The organism is Pseudomonas sp. B21_DOA (assembly GCA_030544685.1).
Classification (GTDB): domain Bacteria; phylum Pseudomonadota; class Gammaproteobacteria; order Pseudomonadales; family Pseudomonadaceae; genus Aquipseudomonas; species Aquipseudomonas fluorescens_AO.
Genome location: CP086683.1, coordinates 2,121,084 through 2,139,554, shown reverse-complemented (window position 1 = coordinate 2,139,554; position 18,471 = coordinate 2,121,084). Strand labels below are relative to the sequence as shown.

Genomic DNA, 18,471 nt, shown 5'->3' with positions numbered 1-18,471 from the left:
TTCATGCTTGTACAACTGACCCACAACCACATGTGGCTGACACACATTATTGTGGCGAGGGATTTATCCCCGCTGGGTTGCGAAGCAGCCCTAAACCATCCACCGCGATCTTCCAGTCAAAATCGAGCCAGCCGGGTTTGCGACTGCTGCGCAGCCGAACGGGGATAAATCCCTCGGCACAGGTCAGTGTTTCAACATTATGGGATGTGTCAGCCGCGTGGGTGGTGTTTGGCGTGCAGATCCTGCAACCGCGCGCGGGCGACGTGGGTATAGATTTGGGTGGTGGACAGGTCGCTGTGCCCGAGCAACATCTGCACCACGCGCAGGTCCGCGCCGTGGTTGAGCAGGTGCGTAGCGAACGCGTGGCGCAAGGTGTGCGGCGACAGCGACTTGCTGATCCCGGCGACCCTGGCCTGGTGCTTGATGCGGTGCCAGAACGTTTGGCGGGTCATTTGTTCGCCGCGCTGGCTGGGGAACAGCACATCGCTGGGACGGCCACCGAGCAACTCATTGCGACCATCACGCATATAACGCTCAACCCAGACAATCGCCTCCTCGCCCATCGGCACCAGGCGCTCCTTGCTGCCCTTGCCCATCACCCGCAATACGCCCTGGCGCAAGTTGACCTGCTCCAGCGTCAGGCTTATCAGTTCGGTCACGCGCAGACCACAGGCATACAGCACTTCCAGCATCGCCCGGTCGCGCTGGCCGATGGCATCGCTCAGGTCCGGCGCCTTGAGCAGTGCTTCGACGTCGGCTTCCGACAGCGACTTGGGCAACGGCCGACCCAGTTGCGGCATGTCGACGCGCAACGTCGGGTCGACGCTGATCAGTTTTTCCCGCAGCAGATAGCGATAAAAGCCACGCACCCCGGAGAGAAATCTCGCGGTGGAGCGCGGCTTGTAGTTTTGCTCCAGCCGCCACGCCAGATGATCGAGGATCAATTCGCGGCCGGCATTGATCAGTTCGAGATTTTTCTCCTGCAACCAGCCGTTGAACAGCGCGAGGTCGCTGCGATAGGCGTCGCGAGTGTTGTCGGACAGGCCTTTCTCCAGCCATAAAGCGTCGAGGAATTGATCAATCAGCGGATGGTCGATGGCAGGCATGGATGCTCGGGGCAGGCAGTTTTTCACACTGCGCGCAAATAGACAGTGAACGACGGGAATGGCCGCTAGTCTTTCATAGCCAGCCAGATCAAGGAACAGGGAGCATCAATGAACGAGCAGCAAATTCTCTTGGCATTTGGCGGGATCGGCGCGGCGGCGCTGGGTTGTCAGTGGCTGGCATGGCGCCTGAAGCTGCCGGCCATTCTGTTTCTGCTGCTGACCGGCATTCTGGCCGGCCCGCTGCTGGGTTGGCTCGACCCGCAGGAAATGTTCGGCCCGCTGCTGATGCCACTGGTGTCGCTGGCAGTGGCGCTGATTCTGTTCGAAGGCAGCCTGACCCTGCACCTGTCGGAATGGAAAGAGATCGGCAGCGTCGTCCATCGCCTGGTGACCCTCGGTGCGATCTCGACCTGGATCGTCATCGCGGTCGCCACGCACTTTCTGCTGGGCTTCGACTGGATGCTGGCGATTCTGTTTGGCAGCCTGACGCTGGTCACCGGTCCGACCGTAATCGTGCCGATGCTGCGGGTGGTGCGGCCAAAAGCTTCGATTGCCAACATCCTGCGCTGGGAAGGCATCGTCATCGATCCGATCGGCGCTCTGCTCGCCGTCGTGGTGTACAGCTTCATCATCGCCAGCGCTGAAGGCCATGGCCTCAAGCAAAGCCTCTTCACCTTCGGCGGGGTGATTCTCTGCGGCACCGTGTTTGGTGTCGTCGGGGGTTGGCTGCTGGGGACGGTGATCCGGCGTCAGTGGCTGCCGGAATACCTGCATAACCTGGCCTCCCTGGCAGCCGTGCTGGCGATCTTCATCGGTGCCAACCAGGTGATGCATGAGTCCGGACTGCTGGCGGTGACCCTGATGGGCATGTGGCTGGCCAACATGAAAGGCGTGGACGTGCGGCACATCCTGCACTTCAAGGAAAACCTCAGCGTGTTGCTGATTTCCGGACTGTTCATCCTGCTCGCGGCGCGCCTGGACCTGGACGCTTTGCTTGGCCTGGGACCGCTGGTGTTGATTCTGCTGTTGGTGATCCAGCTGATCGCCCGTCCGTTGAATGTTTTGCTCAGCACCGCCGGCTCCAGTCTCAGCTGGCGTGAACGGGCGCTGCTGTGCTGGATCGCGCCGCGGGGATCGTCGCTGCGGCTGTCTCGGCGATTTTCGCGATTCGCCTGGATGTATCCGGACATGAAGGCGCCCTGCTCCTGGTGCCGCTGACCTTTGCGGTAATCATCGGCACCGTGGTTTTGCAAAGCGCAACGGCTCGACCGCTGGCACGGCTGTTAAAGGTCGCCGAACCGGCGCCGAGCGGTTTTCTGATCGTTGGAGCCAATGGCCCGGCCCGTGAATTGGGCAAGTCGCTGCAGCAGCTGGGCAGTCGCGTACTGCTGACCGATTCGAGCTGGGAGAATATCCGCGCGGCACGCATGGAAGGCTTGCCGACCTATTTCGGCAACCCGGCGTCGCAGCATGCCGACGCGCATCTGGACCTGGTGGGGTTGGGGCATTTGCTGGCGCTGTCACCGTCGGGCGAGCTGAACACATTGGCGGCGATGCGCTTTCGTCATGACTTCGGTCATCAGCGCCTGTTCGGTCTGGCCAGCGGCCATGAAAGCCGCCGCAGCGATAAACATCGGGCGAGCCTGGAACACCGGGGCAATCAGTTGGGCAGTGAGGCACTGACCTATTCGAAACTGGCCGGCCAGATGGGCCAGGGTGCCGAGCTGTACAGCACAACCTTGACGGATGGGTTTGGCTGGGATGATTACCGGGCGCTGCACGGCAATCGCGCAACTTTGCTGTTCATGCGTGATGACAGCGGCTGGGTGCATGTGGTGACGCCGGAAACGGCGCTGAAGCCTGGGGCTGGATGGACGTTGCTGGCGTTGATTCAACCAGAAGGTTCCAGCGCCTGACAGAGCGATTCGCGAGCAGGCTCGCTCCCATATTCGGACTCCTGTGGGAGCGAGCCTGCTCGCGCAGGCCGCGACTCGGTCACAGACAGACTGAAGATCCTTGCAGCACAAATCCCGGGCAACAAAAAAGCAGCCCGTAGGCTGCTTTTTCTGCATCGGAAGCTGGGCTTAAGCCAGTTTTTCCTTGATGCGTGCTGCTTTACCCGACAGGTCGCGCAGGTAGTACAGCTTGGCTTTACGTACGTCACCGCGACGTTTGACAGCCATGCTGTCGATCTGCGGGGAGTAGGTCTGGAAAGTACGTTCTACGCCAACACCGTTGGAGATTTTACGAACGGTGAACGCACTGTTCACGCCGCGGTTACGCTTGGCGATGACAACGCCTTCGAACGCTTGCAGACGGGAACGATCGCCTTCCTTCACTTTCACCTGAACGACAATAGTGTCGCCTGGGGCGAAGGTAGGGATTTCTTTGGTCATCTGCTCTGCTTCGAGTGCAAGGATGATTTTGTTGGTCATGCTGTGCTCCTAAGGTAAATCGTTCGATCTACCATCGATACGTTGTTAACTATCGTCCCGCTCGCGGATGTATTCCTCGAGCAGCTTCTTCTCTTCTCCAGAAAGCGAGCGGCTTTCCAGAAGATCGGCGCGTCGTTCATAGGTCCGACCAAGGGACTGCTGTAAACGCCAACGCCGGATATGCGCGTGATTGCCACTCAGCAACACGTCGGGAACACGCTGATCCGCATACACCTCCGGTCGGGTGTAGTGCGGGCAATCCAGCAGACCATCCGTAAAGGAATCTTCCTCAGCGGAATCCGCATGCCCTAAAGCTCCAGGCAGCAGTCGTGTAACCGCATCGATCAGGACCATGGCCGGCAGCTCGCCGCCAGACAGTACATAGTCGCCAATCGACCACTCTTCATCGACATGAGCCTCAATAAAGCGCTCGTCAATGCCTTCGTAGCGGCCGGCAATCAGGATCAATGCATCCGATTGTGCCAGCTCGCGTACCGCCGACTGAGTCAGTTGACGGCCTTGGGGGACAGGTAAATCACCTTCGCCGCCTCCCCGGCTGCTGCCTTGGCCTGAGCCAGCGCATCTTCCAGGGGCTTGATCTTCATCACCATGCCCGGACCACCGCCAAACGGGCGATCGTCCACAGTGTGATGCCGATCCGTCGTGTAATCTCGCGGATTCCAACAGGTCAGCTGCAAGAGCCCCTGTTTGACCGCACGACTGGTGATGCCGTAATCGCCAATGGCGGAAAACATCTCGGGAAACAAACTGATCACTTCTACGCGCAAGTTAGCCACGTTCAGAAGTCCGCGTCCCAATCCACCTTCATCTCGCCCGCTTCCAGGTCGACGGCCAACACGCATTGCTCCGTATAGGGCAACAGGCGTTCGCGATCATCCAGGCTGCCAGCGCAAGGCTTGACGACCATTACATCATTGGCGCCGGTTTCCAGAAGATGATCGATTTTCCCGAGCAGTTGCCCAAGGGTGTCGATGACCTTCAGACCTTCCAGCTGGTACCAGTAGTACTCACCTTCGGTCAATTCAGCGAACAGGTTGCGCGGCACGCAGATCTCATAACCGGCCAGAAGACGAGCTTCTTCACGATCATCGAGACCCTTGAGCTTGGCGACCAGGAACTTGTCGCTCCCGCGTCCACTGACCAGCTCGACCTGTTTGACATTGCCTTCGCGCTTGAGCGTCCAGGTTTTGTACTGCAACAGGTTTTCAGTCGGATCAGTAAAGGAATAAACCTTCACTTCGCCGCGAACGCCATGAACAGAATAAATTTTGCCAATAACGATCAAATCATCGGCAGGGGCTGGCGTCGCGTTCATATTGCTCAGGCCGCAGCCTTGGCAGATTCCTTCAACAACTGAGCAACACGCTCAGAAGGTTGTGCACCAACGCTCAGCCAGTAGGCAACGCGCTCTTGGTTCACGGACAGACGAATTTCCTGACCACGGGCAACAGGGTTGAAGAAACCAACCTGTTCTTTGTGGGAGCCGTCACGCGGGTTACGCGAGTCGGTTACGGTCAGGTGGTAAAACGGGCGCTTTTTGGAGCCGCCAAGGGCAAGACGGATTGTTAGCATGTGAACATCGTTCCTGTAGTCGGTGCTGCAAATCTAAATGCACAGCGGGCATGGGTGCCCGAAAGGCCGCATATTCTAAGGAATATCCGGACTTTTGCAAATGACTTTTTCCGGCGCCCATGGCATGCCGTGCAGATTTGCATAGAGAGCCGTCATTAAAAACGGCCAGTCAGCTCCCGCCGAGTGCGGGTTTGCTGTTGATCCTGCGTCCTTGCAGGGTCTGCGCCGGTGCGACGACCGGCGAAGTCTTGGTGTCCTGTCTCACATTTTCGGCATGCCGCCGCCGGGCAACATACCGCCCATGCCGCGCATCATTTTTGCCATACCGCCCTTGGCGGTGAATTTCTTCATCATTTTCTGCATCTGCTTGTGTTGCTTGATCAAGCGGCCGATGTCCTGCACCTGCGTGCCGGAACCCATGGCGATCCGGCGCTTGCGCGAACCGCTGATCAGCTCAGGGTCGCGGCGCTCGGCCGGCGTCATGGAATTGATGATGGCTTCCATCTGCTTGAACTGCTTCTCTGCGGCGTTCTGGGCATTGCCCATCTGCGACAGGTTGACGCCGCCGATGCTCGGCAGTTTGTCCATGAGGCCGCCGAGGCCGCCCATGCTCTTCATTTGTTGCAACTGATCGCGGAAGTCTTCGAGATCGAAGCCCTTGCCCTTTTTCAGCTTCTTGGCCAGTTTGTCGGCCTTGTCCTTGTCCAGCGTCGCTTCGGCCTGTTCGATCAGGCTGAGCACGTCGCCCATGCCGAGGATCCGCGAGGCGATACGCTCAGGGTGGAACGGATCGAGCGCTTCGCTCTTCTCGCCCATACCGATGAACTTGATCGGCTTGCCGGTGATGGCGCGCACCGACAGTGCGGCACCGCCACGGGCGTCGCCGTCTACCTTGGTCAGGATCACACCGGTGAGCGGCAGTGCATCGCCGAAGGCCTTGGCCGTGTTGGCGGCGTCCTGACCGGTCATGGCGTCAACCACGAACAGGGTTTCGACCGGGTTGATCGCGGCGTGCAGCGCCTTGATCTCGCCCATCATCTCTTCGTCGATGTGCAGACGACCGGCGGTGTCGACGATGACCACGTCGATGAATTTCAGTTTGGCTTCTTTAATAGCCGCATTGGCGATGTCGACCGGCTTCTGGCTCAGGTCGGACGGGAAGAACGTCACGCCGATGTCGTTGGCCAGGGTTTCCAGTTGCTTGATCGCCGCCGGACGGTAGATGTCCGCCGAAACAACCATGACCGACTTCTTCTTGCGCTCTTTAAGGAAGCGCGCCAGTTTGCCGGCGGTGGTGGTTTTACCCGCGCCCTGCAGACCGGCCATCAGAATCACGGCTGGCGGAACGGCACTCAGGTTGAGGTCTTCGTTGGCCGCGCCCATCAGGCTTTCGAGTTCGGCCTGGACGATCTTCACGAATGCCTGGCCCGGCGTCAGGCTGCGCGACACCTCGGTGCCGACAGCGCGCTCCTTGACCGAATTGACGAAGTCCTTGACCACCGGCAGTGCGACGTCAGCTTCGAGCAACGCCATGCGCACTTCACGCAGGGTGTCTTTGATATTGTCCTCGGTCAGCTTCGCCTTGCCGGTGACATGGCGCAGCGTCTGCGAGAGACGGTCGGTTAAGTTTTCAAACATTGCGCGATCCTTTCAGGCCCTGTACGAACCGGGATAATGGCGGCCCAGACCGGAATCAACATGTGCTCGGCGAGCCTGCGGCGTGGGCAGGTCGCGGATTATAGCGAAGACTGCGGCCGGCGGACACCTCGCCGTCAGCTTGCGGAGTCTTTCGTGCCGTGGCGGTTCTATGCCAAACTCAGCGCCTTTCGGGCTCGCCTAACAGGATTTATGCTCCCCTTGTCACCCAGTTTGCTGACCACCCTCGCCGCCGCCCTGCTCTATGCCGCTGCGACCGTCTATCAAAGCACCCGCCTGGCCACCGGCGCCAAGGCGAACAGGCGCCTGCTGGTCAGCCTCGGCGTGTTCGCCGTGCTCGCCCACGGCGCCAGCCTGCTCACGCATCTGTTGACCCCGATCGGCCTCGGCCTGGACTTCTTCAGCGCCTCGAGCCTGATCGCCGCCGCAGTAATCGCCCTGACCCTGCTCGCCTGTTCACGGATCCCCGTGGAAAACCTGCTGGTGCTGCTGTTCCCGCTGGGCGCGATCACGGTATTGCTGGCGCAGTTCGCGCCGACCGGCACGGTGCAGATCATCGACGAAGAGCCGGGCATCCTCGCCCACATTCTATTGTCGATCCTCGCCTACGGCATGTTCACCATCGCCGTGTTTCAGGCATTGCTGCTGCTGGTTCAGGACCATCAGCTCAAGCACAAGCACCCGTCCGGGCTGATCAAGAACTTCCCGCCCCTGCAAACCATGGAAAGCCTGCTGTTCGGCTTTCTCTGGGCCGGCTGGACGCTGCTGTCGCTGTCGCTGATTTCCGGCTGGCTGTTCGTCGAGAACCTGTTTGCTCAGCATCTGGTGCACAAGACCTTGCTGGCCTGTCTGGCATGGATCGTCTTCAGCGTGCTGTTGTGGGGTCGCAATCGTCTGGGCTGGCGTGGCCACAAGGCGATTCGCTGGACCCTCGCCGGTTTCTGCCTGCTGATGCTGGCGTACTTCGGCAGCAAACTGGTTCGTGAATACATTCTGCACATCTGACGGGCGGCATAAATGGACGGTTTGCCCATAGGGCCGATGCTCGCGGTATTTGTCCTGCTGATTTTATGGTCAGGGCTGTTTACCGCCGTCGAAATCGCGCAGCAACACCTGCTCGCGCAACGTATCGCCTCGCGCGCCAGCGATAAACCGCTGGCGAAGCTGAACTTCCCGCTCGACAGCCTGATCCTCTGCAATACGTTGTGCCGCGCCCTCGCAGTGATCCTCGCGACGCTGCTGGCGATTTTCCTCTGCGAAGAAAACGGCCCTTGGGTGGCCTGCCTGGGCGCCGGTGGCATCCTTCTGGTGTTCGCCGATTATTTCCCGCGCACCGTGGCCCGGCGCTATCCCGACGCCGTGCTGGCGTTCGGCAATGCCCTGCTGGCCGTGCCGATGAAAATCGTTTATCCGTTCGCATGGCTGTTCAGCCGGGTCAGCGCTCTGTTGATGACCCCGTTTACGCGCAAGGCGCAGGTGGTGCAACAGAGCGAGGACGAGTTGCCGGCCGATCACGATGATGATCACGAACATCCGGTGCGCAGCCATCCGGTATCGGGCATTCATGCGCTGGACAACATCACGGTCAACGACATTCTGGTGCCGCGCAGTGACGTCGACGGCATTAACCTCGACGATTCGATCGAAGAGATCATCGAGCAACTGCGCGAGAACAAGCGCACGCGTCTGCCGGTGTTTCACAGCGACATCAATCAGGTCGAAGCGGTGCTCAACACCCGTCAGATCGGTCATTTGCTCAGCAACGGTGGATTAACCCGCGAGGCACTGCTGGCCGCCAGCTACGAGCCCTACTTCGTCCCGGAAAGCACGCCGCTGCAACTGCAGCTGCTGAACTTCCACAAGCAGCAACGCCGCCTCGGCATGGTCGTGGACGAGTACGGTGAAGTGCTGGGCATCGTCACCCTTGAAGACATTCTCGAAGAGATCGTCGGCGAATTCGAAAGCGAGCACAGCCTCGACAATCCGCACATTCATCCCCAGATCGACGGGCGTATGGTGATCGATGGCGCCGCATCGATCCGCGACCTGAACAAGTGCCTGGGCTGGCACCTGCCAAGCGACGGGCCGAAGACGCTCAACGGCCTGGTCACCGAAGCGCTGGAAACCATTCCGGAAAGCGCGGTGTGCCTGAAGATCGGGCGTTATCGACTGGAAATCCTCGAGACCGAGGAGAACCGGGTGAGCAAGGTGTTGATCTGGCTGACCTCATCGGTACCTGCTTTAGTGTCTGCCCGATAGAAGATCAAAAGATCGTCCGATCGCGGCCCGAGCCTTCGGCAGCTCCTGCCCTGCGATCTTTTGCGCTTGTTTGATCGTTAGCCCCTTCCTATAATCGAGGCGCTTACCCAAGCGCCGTCGCTCCCCGTGCTTACCCGGCACTACCTGGATCCCGACCGTTTCCGCCAAAAACCGACGACTGTTCCTACTCGAAACAGCGCTCGCGCCCTACCCCACATCCCTGGGTGTTCGACCATAATAATTCGCTCCACTGGAGCTCATGACTGTCAGGGATCACCGCATGACGACCCATACCGCTTACAGCGAAACCGCGCCTGCTCCGCCGACCAATTCCGCCACGCGCGTGGCCACGGCCAGCTTCATCGGGACCGCGATCGAGTTCTACGACTTCTACGTTTACGCCACTGCTGCGGCGCTGGTGATCGGGCCGGTGTTCTTTCCGCAGACCTCCGGCACGGCGCAGATGCTTTCGGCGTTTCTCACTTTCGGCATTGCCTTCCTCGCCCGACCACTGGGCTCGGCGCTGTTTGGCCACTTCGGCGACCGCATCGGTCGAAAGTCGACGCTGGTCGCCTCGCTGCTGTTGATGGGCGTGTGCACCACCTTGATTGGCGTATTACCTGGCTACGACAGCATTGGTGCCTGGGCGCCGATTCTGCTGTGTGTACTGCGTTTCGGTCAGGGCTTGGGCCTCGGCGGCGAATGGGGCGGTGCGGCGCTGCTGGCCACGGAAAACGCGCCGAAGGGCAAACGCGCGTGGTTCGGCATGTTCCCGCAGCTCGGGCCATCGATTGGTTTTCTTGCCGCCAACGGGCTGTTCCTGACCCTCGCCATGACCCTGGATGACGAACAGTTCCGCAGCTGGGGCTGGCGCATTCCGTTTCTGCTCAGCGCGGCGCTGGTGATGGTCGGCCTGTATGTGCGCCTCAAATTGCATGAAACGCCAGTGTTCGCCAATTCGATCGCCCGTCAGGAGCGGGTCAAAGTGCCGCTGGTCGAGTTGTTCAGCCAATACTGGGCGCCGACCCTGCTCGGTGCGGCGGCGATGGTGGTCTGCTATGCGCTGTTCTATATCTCGACGGTGTTTTCCCTGAGCTATGGCGTATCGACGCTGGGTTACAGCCGCGAGACTTTCCTTGGCCTGCTGTGCTTTGCCGTGTTGTTCATGGCCGCAGCGACGCCATTGTCAGCCTGGGCCAGCGACCGTTACGGGCGCAAACCGGTGCTGATCATCGGTGGCGTGCTGGCGATTCTGTCTGGGTTTCTGATGGAGCCATTGCTGACGCAGGGCTCGACCTGGGGCGTGGCGCTGTTTCTGTGCATCGAGCTGTTTTTGATGGGCGTGACATTCGCACCAATGGGCGCGCTGTTGCCTGAGCTGTTTCCGACCCATGTGCGTTACACCGGCGCTTCGGCGGCGTACAACCTCGGCGGGATCGTCGGAGCCTCGGCGGCGCCGTTCTTTGCGCAGAAACTGGTGGCGATGGGTGGGTTGAGCTACGTCGGCGGGTATGTGTCGGCGGCGGCGGTGTTGAGTCTGATTGCGGTGCTCTGCTTGAAGGAGACGCGCAACAACGATCTGAATCAGGTTGCCTGACAGAAGATCAAGAGTTTCGCGAGCAGGCTCGCTCCCACAGAGAAATGCATTCCAAATGTGGGAGCGAGCCTGCTCGCGAATGTATGCCGCAACTCGGTTTACAGCTCGACAACAACCGCCTGCGACGCACGGGTCGCCTTGGCACGCGCGGCCTCGATCGATTCATCCCGCGCCAGCGCCACGCCCATGCGGCGCTGGCCATTCACTTCTGGCTTGCCGAACAAGCGCAGCGCCGTGTCCGGCTCGCTCAACGCAGCGCCCAGATTGGCGAATGCAGTCTGGGTCGACTGCCCTTCCACCAGAATCACCGCCGACGCCGATGGGCCGAACTGACGGATCAGCGGCACCGGCAGGCCGAGAATGGCGCGGGCATGCAGGGCAAACTGCGACAGGTCCTGGGAAATCAGCGTGACCAGGCCGGTGTCATGCGGCCGTGGCGAGACTTCGCTGAACCACACCTGATCGCCCTTGATGAACAGCTCGACGCCGAACAGACCACGGCCACCCAGCGCTTCCGTGACTGATTTGGCAACGCGCTCGGATTCAGCCAGGGCAATCGGGCTCATGGCCTGCGGCTGCCAGGATTCCTGATAGTCGCCTTTCTCCTGACGGTGGCCGACCGGTGCGCAGAACGTGGTGCCGCCAATGTGGCGCACGGTCAGCAGGGTGATTTCGTAGTCAAAGTCGATGAAGCCTTCGATGATCACCCGACCTTTACCGGCGCGACCGCCCTCTTGCGCGTAATCCCAGGCTTTCTGCACGTCGTCGGCGCTGCGCAGCAGGCTCTGGCCCTTGCCCGACGAACTCATCACCGGCTTGACCACGCAAGGGAAACCCAGGTCCTGAACGGCTTTGCTGTAGTCCTCGAAGGTGTCGGCGAAGTGGTACGGCGAGGTCGGCAAGTCCAGCTCTTCGGCAGCCAGACGACGGATGCCTTCGCGGTTCATGGTCAGCTGCGCCGCACGCGCGGTAGGGATCACGGTGAAGCCTTCGGCTTCCAGCTCGACCAGCGTGGCGGTGGCGATGGCTTCGATTTCCGGCACGATGAAGTGCGGCTTCTCGGCTTCGATCACTGCACGCAACGCAGCGCCGTCGAGCATGTTGATCACGTGGCTGCGATGGGCGACTTGCATGGCCGGCGCGTTGGCGTAGCGGTCGACGGCAATCACTTCAACGCCCAGGCGCTGCAGTTCGATTACCACTTCCTTGCCCAACTCACCACAGCCACACAGCAATACGCGGGTCGCGGTTGGCGACAATGGAGTTCCGATACGGGTCATCTCAGGTCCTCAAAGGAAGCGGATCATCGAGGAAAGCCACGTAAGTGCGCTTTCCATGGGGAGAAAGCGCGGCATTTTACATGAACCCGAGGGTTTGGCTTCAGCTGGCGACAGCCTGTTTGCGATCACGCCAGGCCATGATCAGCCAGACGGCGGTGACACCAGCGAACTTGGAGGCCAGCGCGGTGATGATCACCGGCGGCGTCAAGGCGTCAATCATGCCGAAAAAGATGAAGGTATCCAGCGGAATGCTCAGCGCCGAACTGATCCACAGACGGTCGCGCAACGGCCGCTTGGTGATGCTGAATACCAGCCAGTCGATACATTCGGAGACTGCGAACGCCGTGGCACTGGCCAGTGCGATGGAAGGGTCAGAGGTGATGTAGGAAAGCACCAGTGCCGCCAGCATCGCCACGATCGCGCCATGACCGAAGCGCGTTTGCACCATGTCGCGCAGCACGAACACCAGGCCGCCCCATGCGGACCAGATGATGTCCAGGTGCGGTGCGGTGGAAAAGGCGAAGTTGATCAGCACGACGCTGCTGATGTAGGCGATGAGGAAGATCATGGGGGCGGCCTGTAAATGTGGCGCACAGGTTACTTGAGCGCTGGTATTGCGCCAATAGGTGCGGTGACAGGACCGACGTCTTCGCGAGCAGGCTCGCTCCCACAGTGGAACGCATTTTCAAGGTGGGAGCGAGCCTGCTCGCGAAAGCGGTGGTTCAGACGCCTGACTTCGCGGGAATCATCCAGACCAATCCACTCGCCTTCGCCCGTTCATGACACAACCCCAGCACCACCCGGCGCTCGTCATTGTTCATGCGGCCCCAGCGGGTGATCTCGGCGACTGTGCGCTGGCACCCGGTGCAGACATCATCCTCATCCAGCGCGCAAATATTCACGCACGGCGAGGCGACGGGTCGTTCAACAGTCGTCATTCTTCCTGCTCGACCAGATCGCGGGCGTAACGCTGCGAGTTATGCACATAGTGCGCGGCGCTGGCTTCGAGCATCTTCTTTTGCGCCTCCGTCAGTTCACGTACGACTTTGCCCGGCGAGCCCATCACCAGCGAACCGTCGGGAATTTCCTTGCCTTCGCCGATCAGCGAATTGGCGCCGATGATGCAGTTCTTGCCGATCTTCGCGCCGTTGAGAATCACCGCGTTGATGCCGATCAGGCTGTAATCGCCGACCGTGCAGCCGTGGAGCATCGCGTTGTGGCCGATGGTCACGCCGGTACCGATGGTCAGTGGATAACCCATGTCGGTGTGCATCACCGTACCGTCCTGCACGTTGCTGTTCTTGCCGATGAGGATCAGTTCGTTGTCGCCGCGCAATACGGCGTTGAACCAGACGTTGGCGCCCTCTTCCAGGCGAACCTTGCCCACCAGCACGGCATTGGGCGCGACCCAGCTCTGTGGATGGGTTTCGACGCGGGCGTCGCCCAGGCGGTATTTCATTTTGTTTTCCTCGGGGCTCACGGCCGTTCGAACGACGGCTCAGGTATCGATAAAGCTTTTCGGCGGTCGGTGCAGGCTGATTCTGGCGTCATAGAGCAGGTTGATCAACTCGACGATCATGATCGCCGTCAGGCCCCAGATCTTGTACTCGCCGAAGCGATAGCTCGGCACGTACCAACTGCGGCCCTGATAGTCGATGCGGTGGGTATGCTCGCGGGGATCTTTGCGGAAGAATTCCAGCGGCACGCTGAAAACGGCGGCGATCTCGGCATCATTGGGCTGGTATTCGACAAAGTCGGGAATCACTCCGACATACGGCGTTACCTTGATGCCGTGCAGGAGATCAGCGGACTCAGCGGGCCGATGACTTCAACCAGGCCCGGTGGCAGGCCGATCTCTTCCTCGGCTTCGCGCAGCGCGGTGAATATGAGGTCCGGATCTTCCGGGTCGCGGCGCCCTCCGGGGAAGGCAACTTCGCCGCCATGGGTCGAAAGCCCGCTGGCGCGCAGGGTCAGGACCAGTTCCGGTTCGTCACTGCGGGTGATCGGCACCAGCACGGCGGCTTCGGGGAAACGTGCGTCGGTCTCCAGCGTGCGCGGTGTGTGATTGCTTACCCTATGCAGTAGCTCGTCCAGCATGAGTGTTCTCGATCGGTGCCTTGCTCCGCATCATGCACCAATCAAAGCGAGCGCCCAAGCCCCCGAAACCCGTCGTGTCGCGAAACGGCAACTTGCCGACCGGCCCCGCTGCACGCCAAGATAGGCGCAGCATTCAGGAACCCGAGCATGAATTTTTGCAGCCACTGCGGTAACCCGGTCACCCAGCGCATTCCCGAAGGCGACTCGCGGCTGCGATTCGTCTGCGACCGCTGTCAGACCATTCACTATCAAAATCCCAATATCGTCGCCGGTTGCGTGCCGACCTGGGGGACGAAAGTGCTGCTCTGCCGCCGCGCCATCGAGCCGCGCCTCGGTTACTGGACGCTGCCCGCCGGTTTCATGGAAAACGGCGAGACCATCGAACAGGCCGCCATCCGCGAAACGGCCGAAGAAGCCTGCGCGCGGGTGCGCAACCTGAGCATCTACACGCTGATCGACGTGCCGCACATCAGCCAGGTGCATGTGTTCTTCCGCGCCGAACTGGCCGATCTGCAGTACGCGGCCGGGCCGGAAAGCCTTGAGGTGCAGCTGTTCGAAGAAGCCGACATTCCCTGGGACGAGCTGGCTTTCCGCACGGTCGGGCGTACTCTGGAATGCTTCTTCGCCGACCGGCGCAGCGAGGTTTACCCGGTGCGTTCGGAGTCGATTCCGCCATTGGTGCAGCCGGCGATCACTTGAGCTTCGCGGCACCCTGCCGATAACCACACCTGCATCTATCACTCTGTGTCTGCGTCATTCTTGGGGAATCGTTTCAATGCGTTGGTTGCTTGCCCTGTTGTGCCTGTCGTTCGTCAGCGTTTCGCAAGCGTCATTCGTGACCACCGTGACGCCCTCGAACACTCCACTGATCGAAAAAGTCCTGGTACTCAAATCAGCCCATCAACTGCAGCTGATTGCCGACGGCAAGCCGCTGAAGACCTATCGCATTTCCTTGGGCAAGGGCGCGAAGAAAGGCCCGAAACTGATCGAGGGCGACAAACGCACACCCGAAGGTTTCTATTGGATCGACTGGCGCAAGACCAGCGACAAATTCAACCTGTCGATGCACATCTCCTACCCGAACATCAGTGATGCCGCCCGCGCTCGCCGTGAAGGTGTCGAGCCGGGCGGTATGATCATGATCCACGGTACCCCGGACTCGGCAGACAACCCGGAGCAGTTGTTCCACACCCTCGACTGGACCGATGGCTGCATCGCCATGCGCAACGTCGACATGCGTGAAGTGTGGAACCTGGTGCCGGACGGCACAATGATCGAGATTCGTCCTTAATCCCTGACCACTGGTCACCCGCAAAAAATAAATCAAAGATCGCAGCCTGCGGCAGCTCCTACGGGGTGATACCACTTCCCACTGTAGGAGCTGCCGCAGGCTGCGATTTTTGCTTTTCAACGACCATCGCTAATACCACTTAAGACCACCGCTCCCTAGACCCCCGATACTCGCGGGTTACATGCCGTTTGCATGCGTTGACATGGTATTCAAGTGGTATTAATTTCCGTCGCACAAGCGAGCCACAACAATCCAATACTCGCGACGGAAACGACCTACATGAACGACCTCCAGACCCTACGTCCCGACGATTCCCAGCCGACGCCGCTGTACTTGCAACTGGCGCGCAATCTGGAAGCGGCGATTCATGCCGGGCAGTGGAAGGCCGAACAGGCGATGCCGTCCGAGCGCAACCTCAGCGACCAGCTCGGCATCTCCCGGGTCACCGCACGCAAGGCGCTGGAAGTCCTGCTGGAGCAAGGCCTGATCCGCCGCCTGCAAGGCTCGGGCACGTTCATCACCCCCGCCTGGAACAACCGCTGTCGCGTCTTTCCGGTTTCAGCGAAATGCTGCGCCTGAAAGGTTTTGTGCCGAGCTCGAAATGGCTGGAGCGTGAAATCACCCTGCCGACTCACGAAGAACTGATCCGCCTCGGCCTGTCGCCCAACGACAAGGTGGCGCGCATGAAGCGCCTGCGCAAAGCCGATGACACGGTTATGGCGATCGAGATGAGCACCCTGCCCGCGTCGATCATGCCCAGGCCGCAAGCGGTGGGCGATTCGCTTTACGAATACCTCGACGGCATCGGCAAACCGATCGTCCGCGCCCTGCAGCACATCCAGGCAATCAACGCCTCGGATGAATTCGCCGCACTGGTCGGCATCGCCCCCGGCACCGCCATGCTGCTGATGACCCGGGTCGGCTATCTGGAAGACAACACGCCGATCGAAGTCACCGACACCTATTGCCGCAACGACTACTACGACTTTGTGGCAGAGCTGCGCCGCTGAGAGCGGCCCCAAGCGAGAACGAAAATGTCCGAAGACAACATCCTCACCGCCAGCGGCTGGGTTCGCGGCCGGCTGATTCACGAACACGGCAAGGTCGTGTCGATCGAGGGCGTGCCCTGCGATCCGGCGGCTAACGATCTACCCTATCTGCTGCCGGGTTTCATTGACCTGCATGTGCACGGCGGCGGCGGCAAAGACATTATGGAAGGCGCCGAGGCCTTCGAAACCATCAGCAAAACCCATGTGCGTTTCGGCACCACCTCGCTGTTGGCCACGACCATGACTGCGCCGAGCGCGGAGATCGCAAATGTCCTGAAAGAGGTAGGAGAATTCTGCGAACAGCGTCCGAAAGGCGCCGCGCGTGTTCTCGGCGTGCACCTTGAGGGCCCTTACATCAACCCGGGAAAACTCGGCGCTCAACCGAACTTCGCCCACACCGCATTGATGGCCGAAGTCGAAGAATATCTTGCGCTGGCGCCGATCCGCGTCATCACCATTGCCCCGGAAATCGCCGGTCACGATGGGTTGATTCGCGAGCTGAGCAGCCGTGGCATCCGCATGCAGATCGGCCACACCCTTGGCAGTTACGAGGAAGGCGTCGCGGCGCTGGATGCCGGCGCCAGCAGTTTCACTCATCTCTATAACGCCATGAGCCCACTGCATCACCGCGAGCCAGGCATCGTCGGCGCGGCGCTGGCCCACGCCAAATACGCCGAGCTGATTCCCGATCTGCTGCACGTGCATCCCGGCGCGATTCGCGTGGCCCTGCGTTCGATCCCGTGCTTGTACTGCGTCACCGATTCGACCGCCGCCGCAGGCATGCCCGACGGTGAATACAAGCTCGGCAGCCACACCGTGACCAAATGTCTGGGGGCGTGCGTCTGCCCGACGGCACGCTGGCCGGCAGCACCCTGACCATGGATCAGGCCCTGCGCAATCTGGTGAAGATCGGTTTGCCGATCGCCGAAGCCTCGCAGCGTCTGTCGCAATTTCCCGCCGACTACCTGGGCATTACCGAACGCGGGCGCCTTGCCCCCGGCGCCTGGGCCGACTGCGTGCGGCTCGATCGCTCACTCACACTGACCGCCGTCATGGTCGAAGGAGAAGACATTGACTTCAAAAATGCTTGAAGAGGCGCTGTCCTCGTTCGAGGCCGTGCAAGCCCAACTGCAACAACTCGACGCGCCGATGATCGAGATCGCCGGGCGCCTGCGCCGCCAGCCACCGCAAGTGGCGATGACCGTCGCCCGTGGCAGCTCCGACCACGCGGCGAGTTACTTCGCCTACCTGACCATGCAGCAACTGGGCGTGCCGGTGGCCTCATTGCCGATGTCGGTGGTGACCATGCAGCAGGCGCCACTGAAAGTCAGCGGTCAGGTTGCCTTTGCGTTTTCACAGTCGGGGCAGAGCCCGGATCTGGTCAACAGCCTGCGCCTGTTGCGCAAGCGTGGCGCGCTGAGCGTGTCGATGGTCAATGCCGCCGATTCGCCACTGGAGGCGGCCTGTGAATTCAGCCTGCCACTGCTCGCCGGCACGGAAAGCAGCGTCGCCGCGACCAAGAGTTTTATCGCCACCCTCAGCGCCAGCGCGCGTTTGATCGCGCACTGGAAAGAGGACAGCGAACTGCTGCAAGCCCACAACGCCCTGCCAGAGGGCCTGCGTGAAGCAGCGAAACAGGACTGGAGCGTGGCCATCGAAGCCCTGCGTGATTGCGAGCGCCTGATGGTGATCGGCCGTGGCGCCGGTTTCGCCATTGCTCAGGAAGCGGCGCTGAAGTTCAAGGAAACCTCGGCGATTCAGGCCGAAGCGTTCAGCAGCGCCGAAGTCCGTCACGGCCCGATGGCACTGATCGACGAACACTATCCGCTGCTGATTTTCGCCCCACGCGGCGCCGAGCAGGCCGGCCTGCTGAGTCTGGCGGCGGAAATGCGCCAGCGCGGCGCCCGGGTCTTGCTCGCCGCGCCAGATGACGTCAGCGAACGCGATCTGACCCTGAGCCGTGCCGAACACCCGGCCCTCGATCCGATTCTGGCGATCCAGAGTTTCTACGTGATGGCCGCAGGCCTGGCCGTGGCGCGAGGCATGGACCCGGATCAGCCGCGCCATCTGAGCAAAGTGACCCGCACGCATTAAGTCCGACTGACTGC

General features: G+C 60.8%; 15 protein-coding genes and 5 pseudogenes. 9 read left to right on the top strand and 11 right to left on the bottom strand.

Annotated features, from left to right (window positions below):
- Window positions 1–209 precede the first annotated feature (209 nt).
- Window positions 210–1,106, bottom strand: a complete 897-nt coding sequence (gene xerD / locus LJU32_09720) for a site-specific tyrosine recombinase XerD (GenBank protein WKV90414.1) — start codon at window positions 1,104–1,106, stop codon at window positions 210–212.
- A 108-nt stretch (window positions 1,107–1,214) separates the two neighbouring features.
- Here xerD and LJU32_09715 point away from each other — a divergent pair.
- Window positions 1,215–3,022: pseudogene (locus LJU32_09715) on the top strand (sodium:proton antiporter).
- Window positions 3,023–3,190: 168 nt separating this feature from the next.
- Here LJU32_09715 and rplS read toward each other — a convergent pair.
- The 5 genes and pseudogenes from rplS to ffh form a co-directional block, all read right to left on the bottom strand.
- Window positions 3,191–3,541, bottom strand: coding sequence for a 50S ribosomal protein L19 (gene rplS, locus LJU32_09710; GenBank protein WKV90413.1), 351 nt, complete (start codon window positions 3,539–3,541; stop codon window positions 3,191–3,193).
- A 45-nt stretch (window positions 3,542–3,586) separates the two neighbouring features.
- A pseudogene (gene trmD, locus LJU32_09705) lies at window positions 3,587–4,296 on the bottom strand (tRNA (guanosine(37)-N1)-methyltransferase TrmD).
- A gap of 44 nt (window positions 4,297–4,340) precedes the next feature.
- Window positions 4,341–4,877, bottom strand: coding sequence for a ribosome maturation factor RimM (rimM, locus tag LJU32_09700; protein WKV90412.1), 537 nt, complete (start codon window positions 4,875–4,877; stop codon window positions 4,341–4,343).
- Window positions 4,878–4,882: 5 nt separating this feature from the next.
- Window positions 4,883–5,134: a 30S ribosomal protein S16 gene (rpsP, locus tag LJU32_09695; protein ID WKV90411.1), complete on the bottom strand. Its 252-nt coding sequence runs from the start codon at window positions 5,132–5,134 to the stop codon at window positions 4,883–4,885.
- Between the two features lie 261 nt (window positions 5,135–5,395).
- Entirely contained in the window at window positions 5,396–6,772 is a 1,377-nt protein-coding gene (gene ffh, locus LJU32_09690; protein ID WKV90410.1) for a signal recognition particle protein, read from the bottom strand.
- A gap of 210 nt (window positions 6,773–6,982) precedes the next feature.
- Between ffh and ccsA the strand changes: the two genes are divergently transcribed.
- The 3 genes from ccsA (at window position 6,983) to LJU32_09675 (ending at window position 10,646) form a co-directional block, all read left to right on the top strand.
- Window positions 6,983–7,795: a cytochrome c biogenesis protein CcsA gene (gene ccsA / locus LJU32_09685; protein WKV90409.1), complete on the top strand. Its 813-nt coding sequence runs from the start codon at window positions 6,983–6,985 to the stop codon at window positions 7,793–7,795.
- Window positions 7,796–7,807: 12 nt separating this feature from the next.
- The gene (locus LJU32_09680; GenBank protein ID WKV90408.1) at window positions 7,808–9,049 is read left to right on the top strand and encodes a CNNM domain-containing protein; all 1,242 of its coding nucleotides are present in this window, start codon (window positions 7,808–7,810) and stop codon (window positions 9,047–9,049) included.
- Window positions 9,050–9,329: 280 nt separating this feature from the next.
- Complete coding sequence (locus tag LJU32_09675; GenBank protein WKV90407.1) at window positions 9,330–10,646, top strand: MHS family MFS transporter; 1,317 nt, start codon at window positions 9,330–9,332, stop codon at window positions 10,644–10,646.
- A gap of 98 nt (window positions 10,647–10,744) precedes the next feature.
- Here LJU32_09675 and purT read toward each other — a convergent pair whose 3' ends face one another.
- The 5 genes and pseudogenes from purT to LJU32_09650 form a co-directional block, all read right to left on the bottom strand.
- A complete protein-coding gene (purT, locus tag LJU32_09670) occupies window positions 10,745–11,926 on the bottom strand; it encodes a formate-dependent phosphoribosylglycinamide formyltransferase (GenBank protein WKV90406.1) in 1,182 nt (393 codons plus the stop codon).
- Between the two features lie 100 nt (window positions 11,927–12,026).
- A complete protein-coding gene (locus LJU32_09665; protein WKV90405.1) occupies window positions 12,027–12,494 on the bottom strand; it encodes a VUT family protein in 468 nt (155 codons plus the stop codon).
- Between the two features lie 154 nt (window positions 12,495–12,648).
- On the bottom strand, window positions 12,649–12,864 hold the full coding sequence (locus tag LJU32_09660; protein ID WKV90404.1) for a DUF1289 domain-containing protein: 216 nt from the start codon (window positions 12,862–12,864) through the stop codon (window positions 12,649–12,651).
- Complete coding sequence (locus LJU32_09655; GenBank protein ID WKV90403.1) at window positions 12,861–13,385, bottom strand: gamma carbonic anhydrase family protein; 525 nt, start codon at window positions 13,383–13,385, stop codon at window positions 12,861–12,863. Before LJU32_09655 ends, LJU32_09660 begins: the two co-directional genes overlap by 4 nt.
- Window positions 13,386–13,424: 39 nt before the next feature.
- A pseudogene (locus tag LJU32_09650) lies at window positions 13,425–14,023 on the bottom strand (CoA pyrophosphatase).
- Between the two features lie 147 nt (window positions 14,024–14,170).
- On the opposite strand from LJU32_09650, the gene LJU32_09645 reads away from it, so the two are divergent.
- The 5 genes and pseudogenes from LJU32_09645 (at window position 14,171) to LJU32_09625 (ending at window position 18,457) form a co-directional block, all read left to right on the top strand.
- On the top strand, window positions 14,171–14,722 hold the full coding sequence (locus LJU32_09645) for an NUDIX hydrolase (GenBank protein WKV90402.1): 552 nt from the start codon (window positions 14,171–14,173) through the stop codon (window positions 14,720–14,722).
- 76 nt (window positions 14,723–14,798) lie between these two features.
- Entirely contained in the window at window positions 14,799–15,314 is a 516-nt protein-coding gene (locus tag LJU32_09640; GenBank protein WKV90401.1) for a L,D-transpeptidase family protein, read from the top strand.
- 279 nt (window positions 15,315–15,593) lie between these two features.
- Window positions 15,594–16,324: pseudogene (locus LJU32_09635) on the top strand (GntR family transcriptional regulator).
- Between the two features lie 24 nt (window positions 16,325–16,348).
- Window positions 16,349–17,454: pseudogene (gene nagA / locus LJU32_09630) on the top strand (N-acetylglucosamine-6-phosphate deacetylase).
- Window positions 17,435–18,457 (top strand): SIS domain-containing protein, encoded by a 1,023-nt coding sequence (locus LJU32_09625; GenBank protein WKV90400.1) that lies wholly within the window; start codon window positions 17,435–17,437, stop codon window positions 18,455–18,457. The pseudogene nagA and the gene LJU32_09625 overlap by 20 nt, the downstream one beginning before the upstream one ends.
- The last annotated feature ends 14 nt before the right edge of the window (window positions 18,458–18,471 follow it).

Bases quoted from the DNA above. Each gene is read 5' to 3' on its own strand.
- LJU32_09645 (WKV90402.1), top strand. From the start codon at position 14,171: ATGAATTTTTGCAGCCACTGCGGTAACCCGGTCACCCAGCGCATTCCC.
- purT (WKV90406.1), bottom strand. From the start codon at position 11,926: ATGACCCGTATCGGAACTCCATTGTCGCCAACCGCGACCCGCGTATTG.
- LJU32_09640 (WKV90401.1), top strand. From the start codon at position 14,799: ATGCGTTGGTTGCTTGCCCTGTTGTGCCTGTCGTTCGTCAGCGTTTCG.
- rimM (WKV90412.1), bottom strand. From the start codon at position 4,877: ATGAACGCGACGCCAGCCCCTGCCGATGATTTGATCGTTATTGGCAAA.
- xerD (WKV90414.1), bottom strand. From the start codon at position 1,106: ATGCCTGCCATCGACCATCCGCTGATTGATCAATTCCTCGACGCTTTA.
- rplS (WKV90413.1), bottom strand. From the start codon at position 3,541: ATGACCAACAAAATCATCCTTGCACTCGAAGCAGAGCAGATGACCAAA.
- LJU32_09655 (WKV90403.1), bottom strand. From the start codon at position 13,385: ATGAAATACCGCCTGGGCGACGCCCGCGTCGAAACCCATCCACAGAGC.
- LJU32_09665 (WKV90405.1), bottom strand. From the start codon at position 12,494: ATGATCTTCCTCATCGCCTACATCAGCAGCGTCGTGCTGATCAACTTC.
- LJU32_09675 (WKV90407.1), top strand. From the start codon at position 9,330: ATGACGACCCATACCGCTTACAGCGAAACCGCGCCTGCTCCGCCGACC.
- ccsA (WKV90409.1), top strand. From the start codon at position 6,983: ATGCTCCCCTTGTCACCCAGTTTGCTGACCACCCTCGCCGCCGCCCTG.
- ffh (WKV90410.1), bottom strand. From the start codon at position 6,772: ATGTTTGAAAACTTAACCGACCGTCTCTCGCAGACGCTGCGCCATGTC.
- LJU32_09660 (WKV90404.1), bottom strand. From the start codon at position 12,864: ATGACGACTGTTGAACGACCCGTCGCCTCGCCGTGCGTGAATATTTGC.
- LJU32_09680 (WKV90408.1), top strand. From the start codon at position 7,808: ATGGACGGTTTGCCCATAGGGCCGATGCTCGCGGTATTTGTCCTGCTG.
- rpsP (WKV90411.1), bottom strand. From the start codon at position 5,134: ATGCTAACAATCCGTCTTGCCCTTGGCGGCTCCAAAAAGCGCCCGTTT.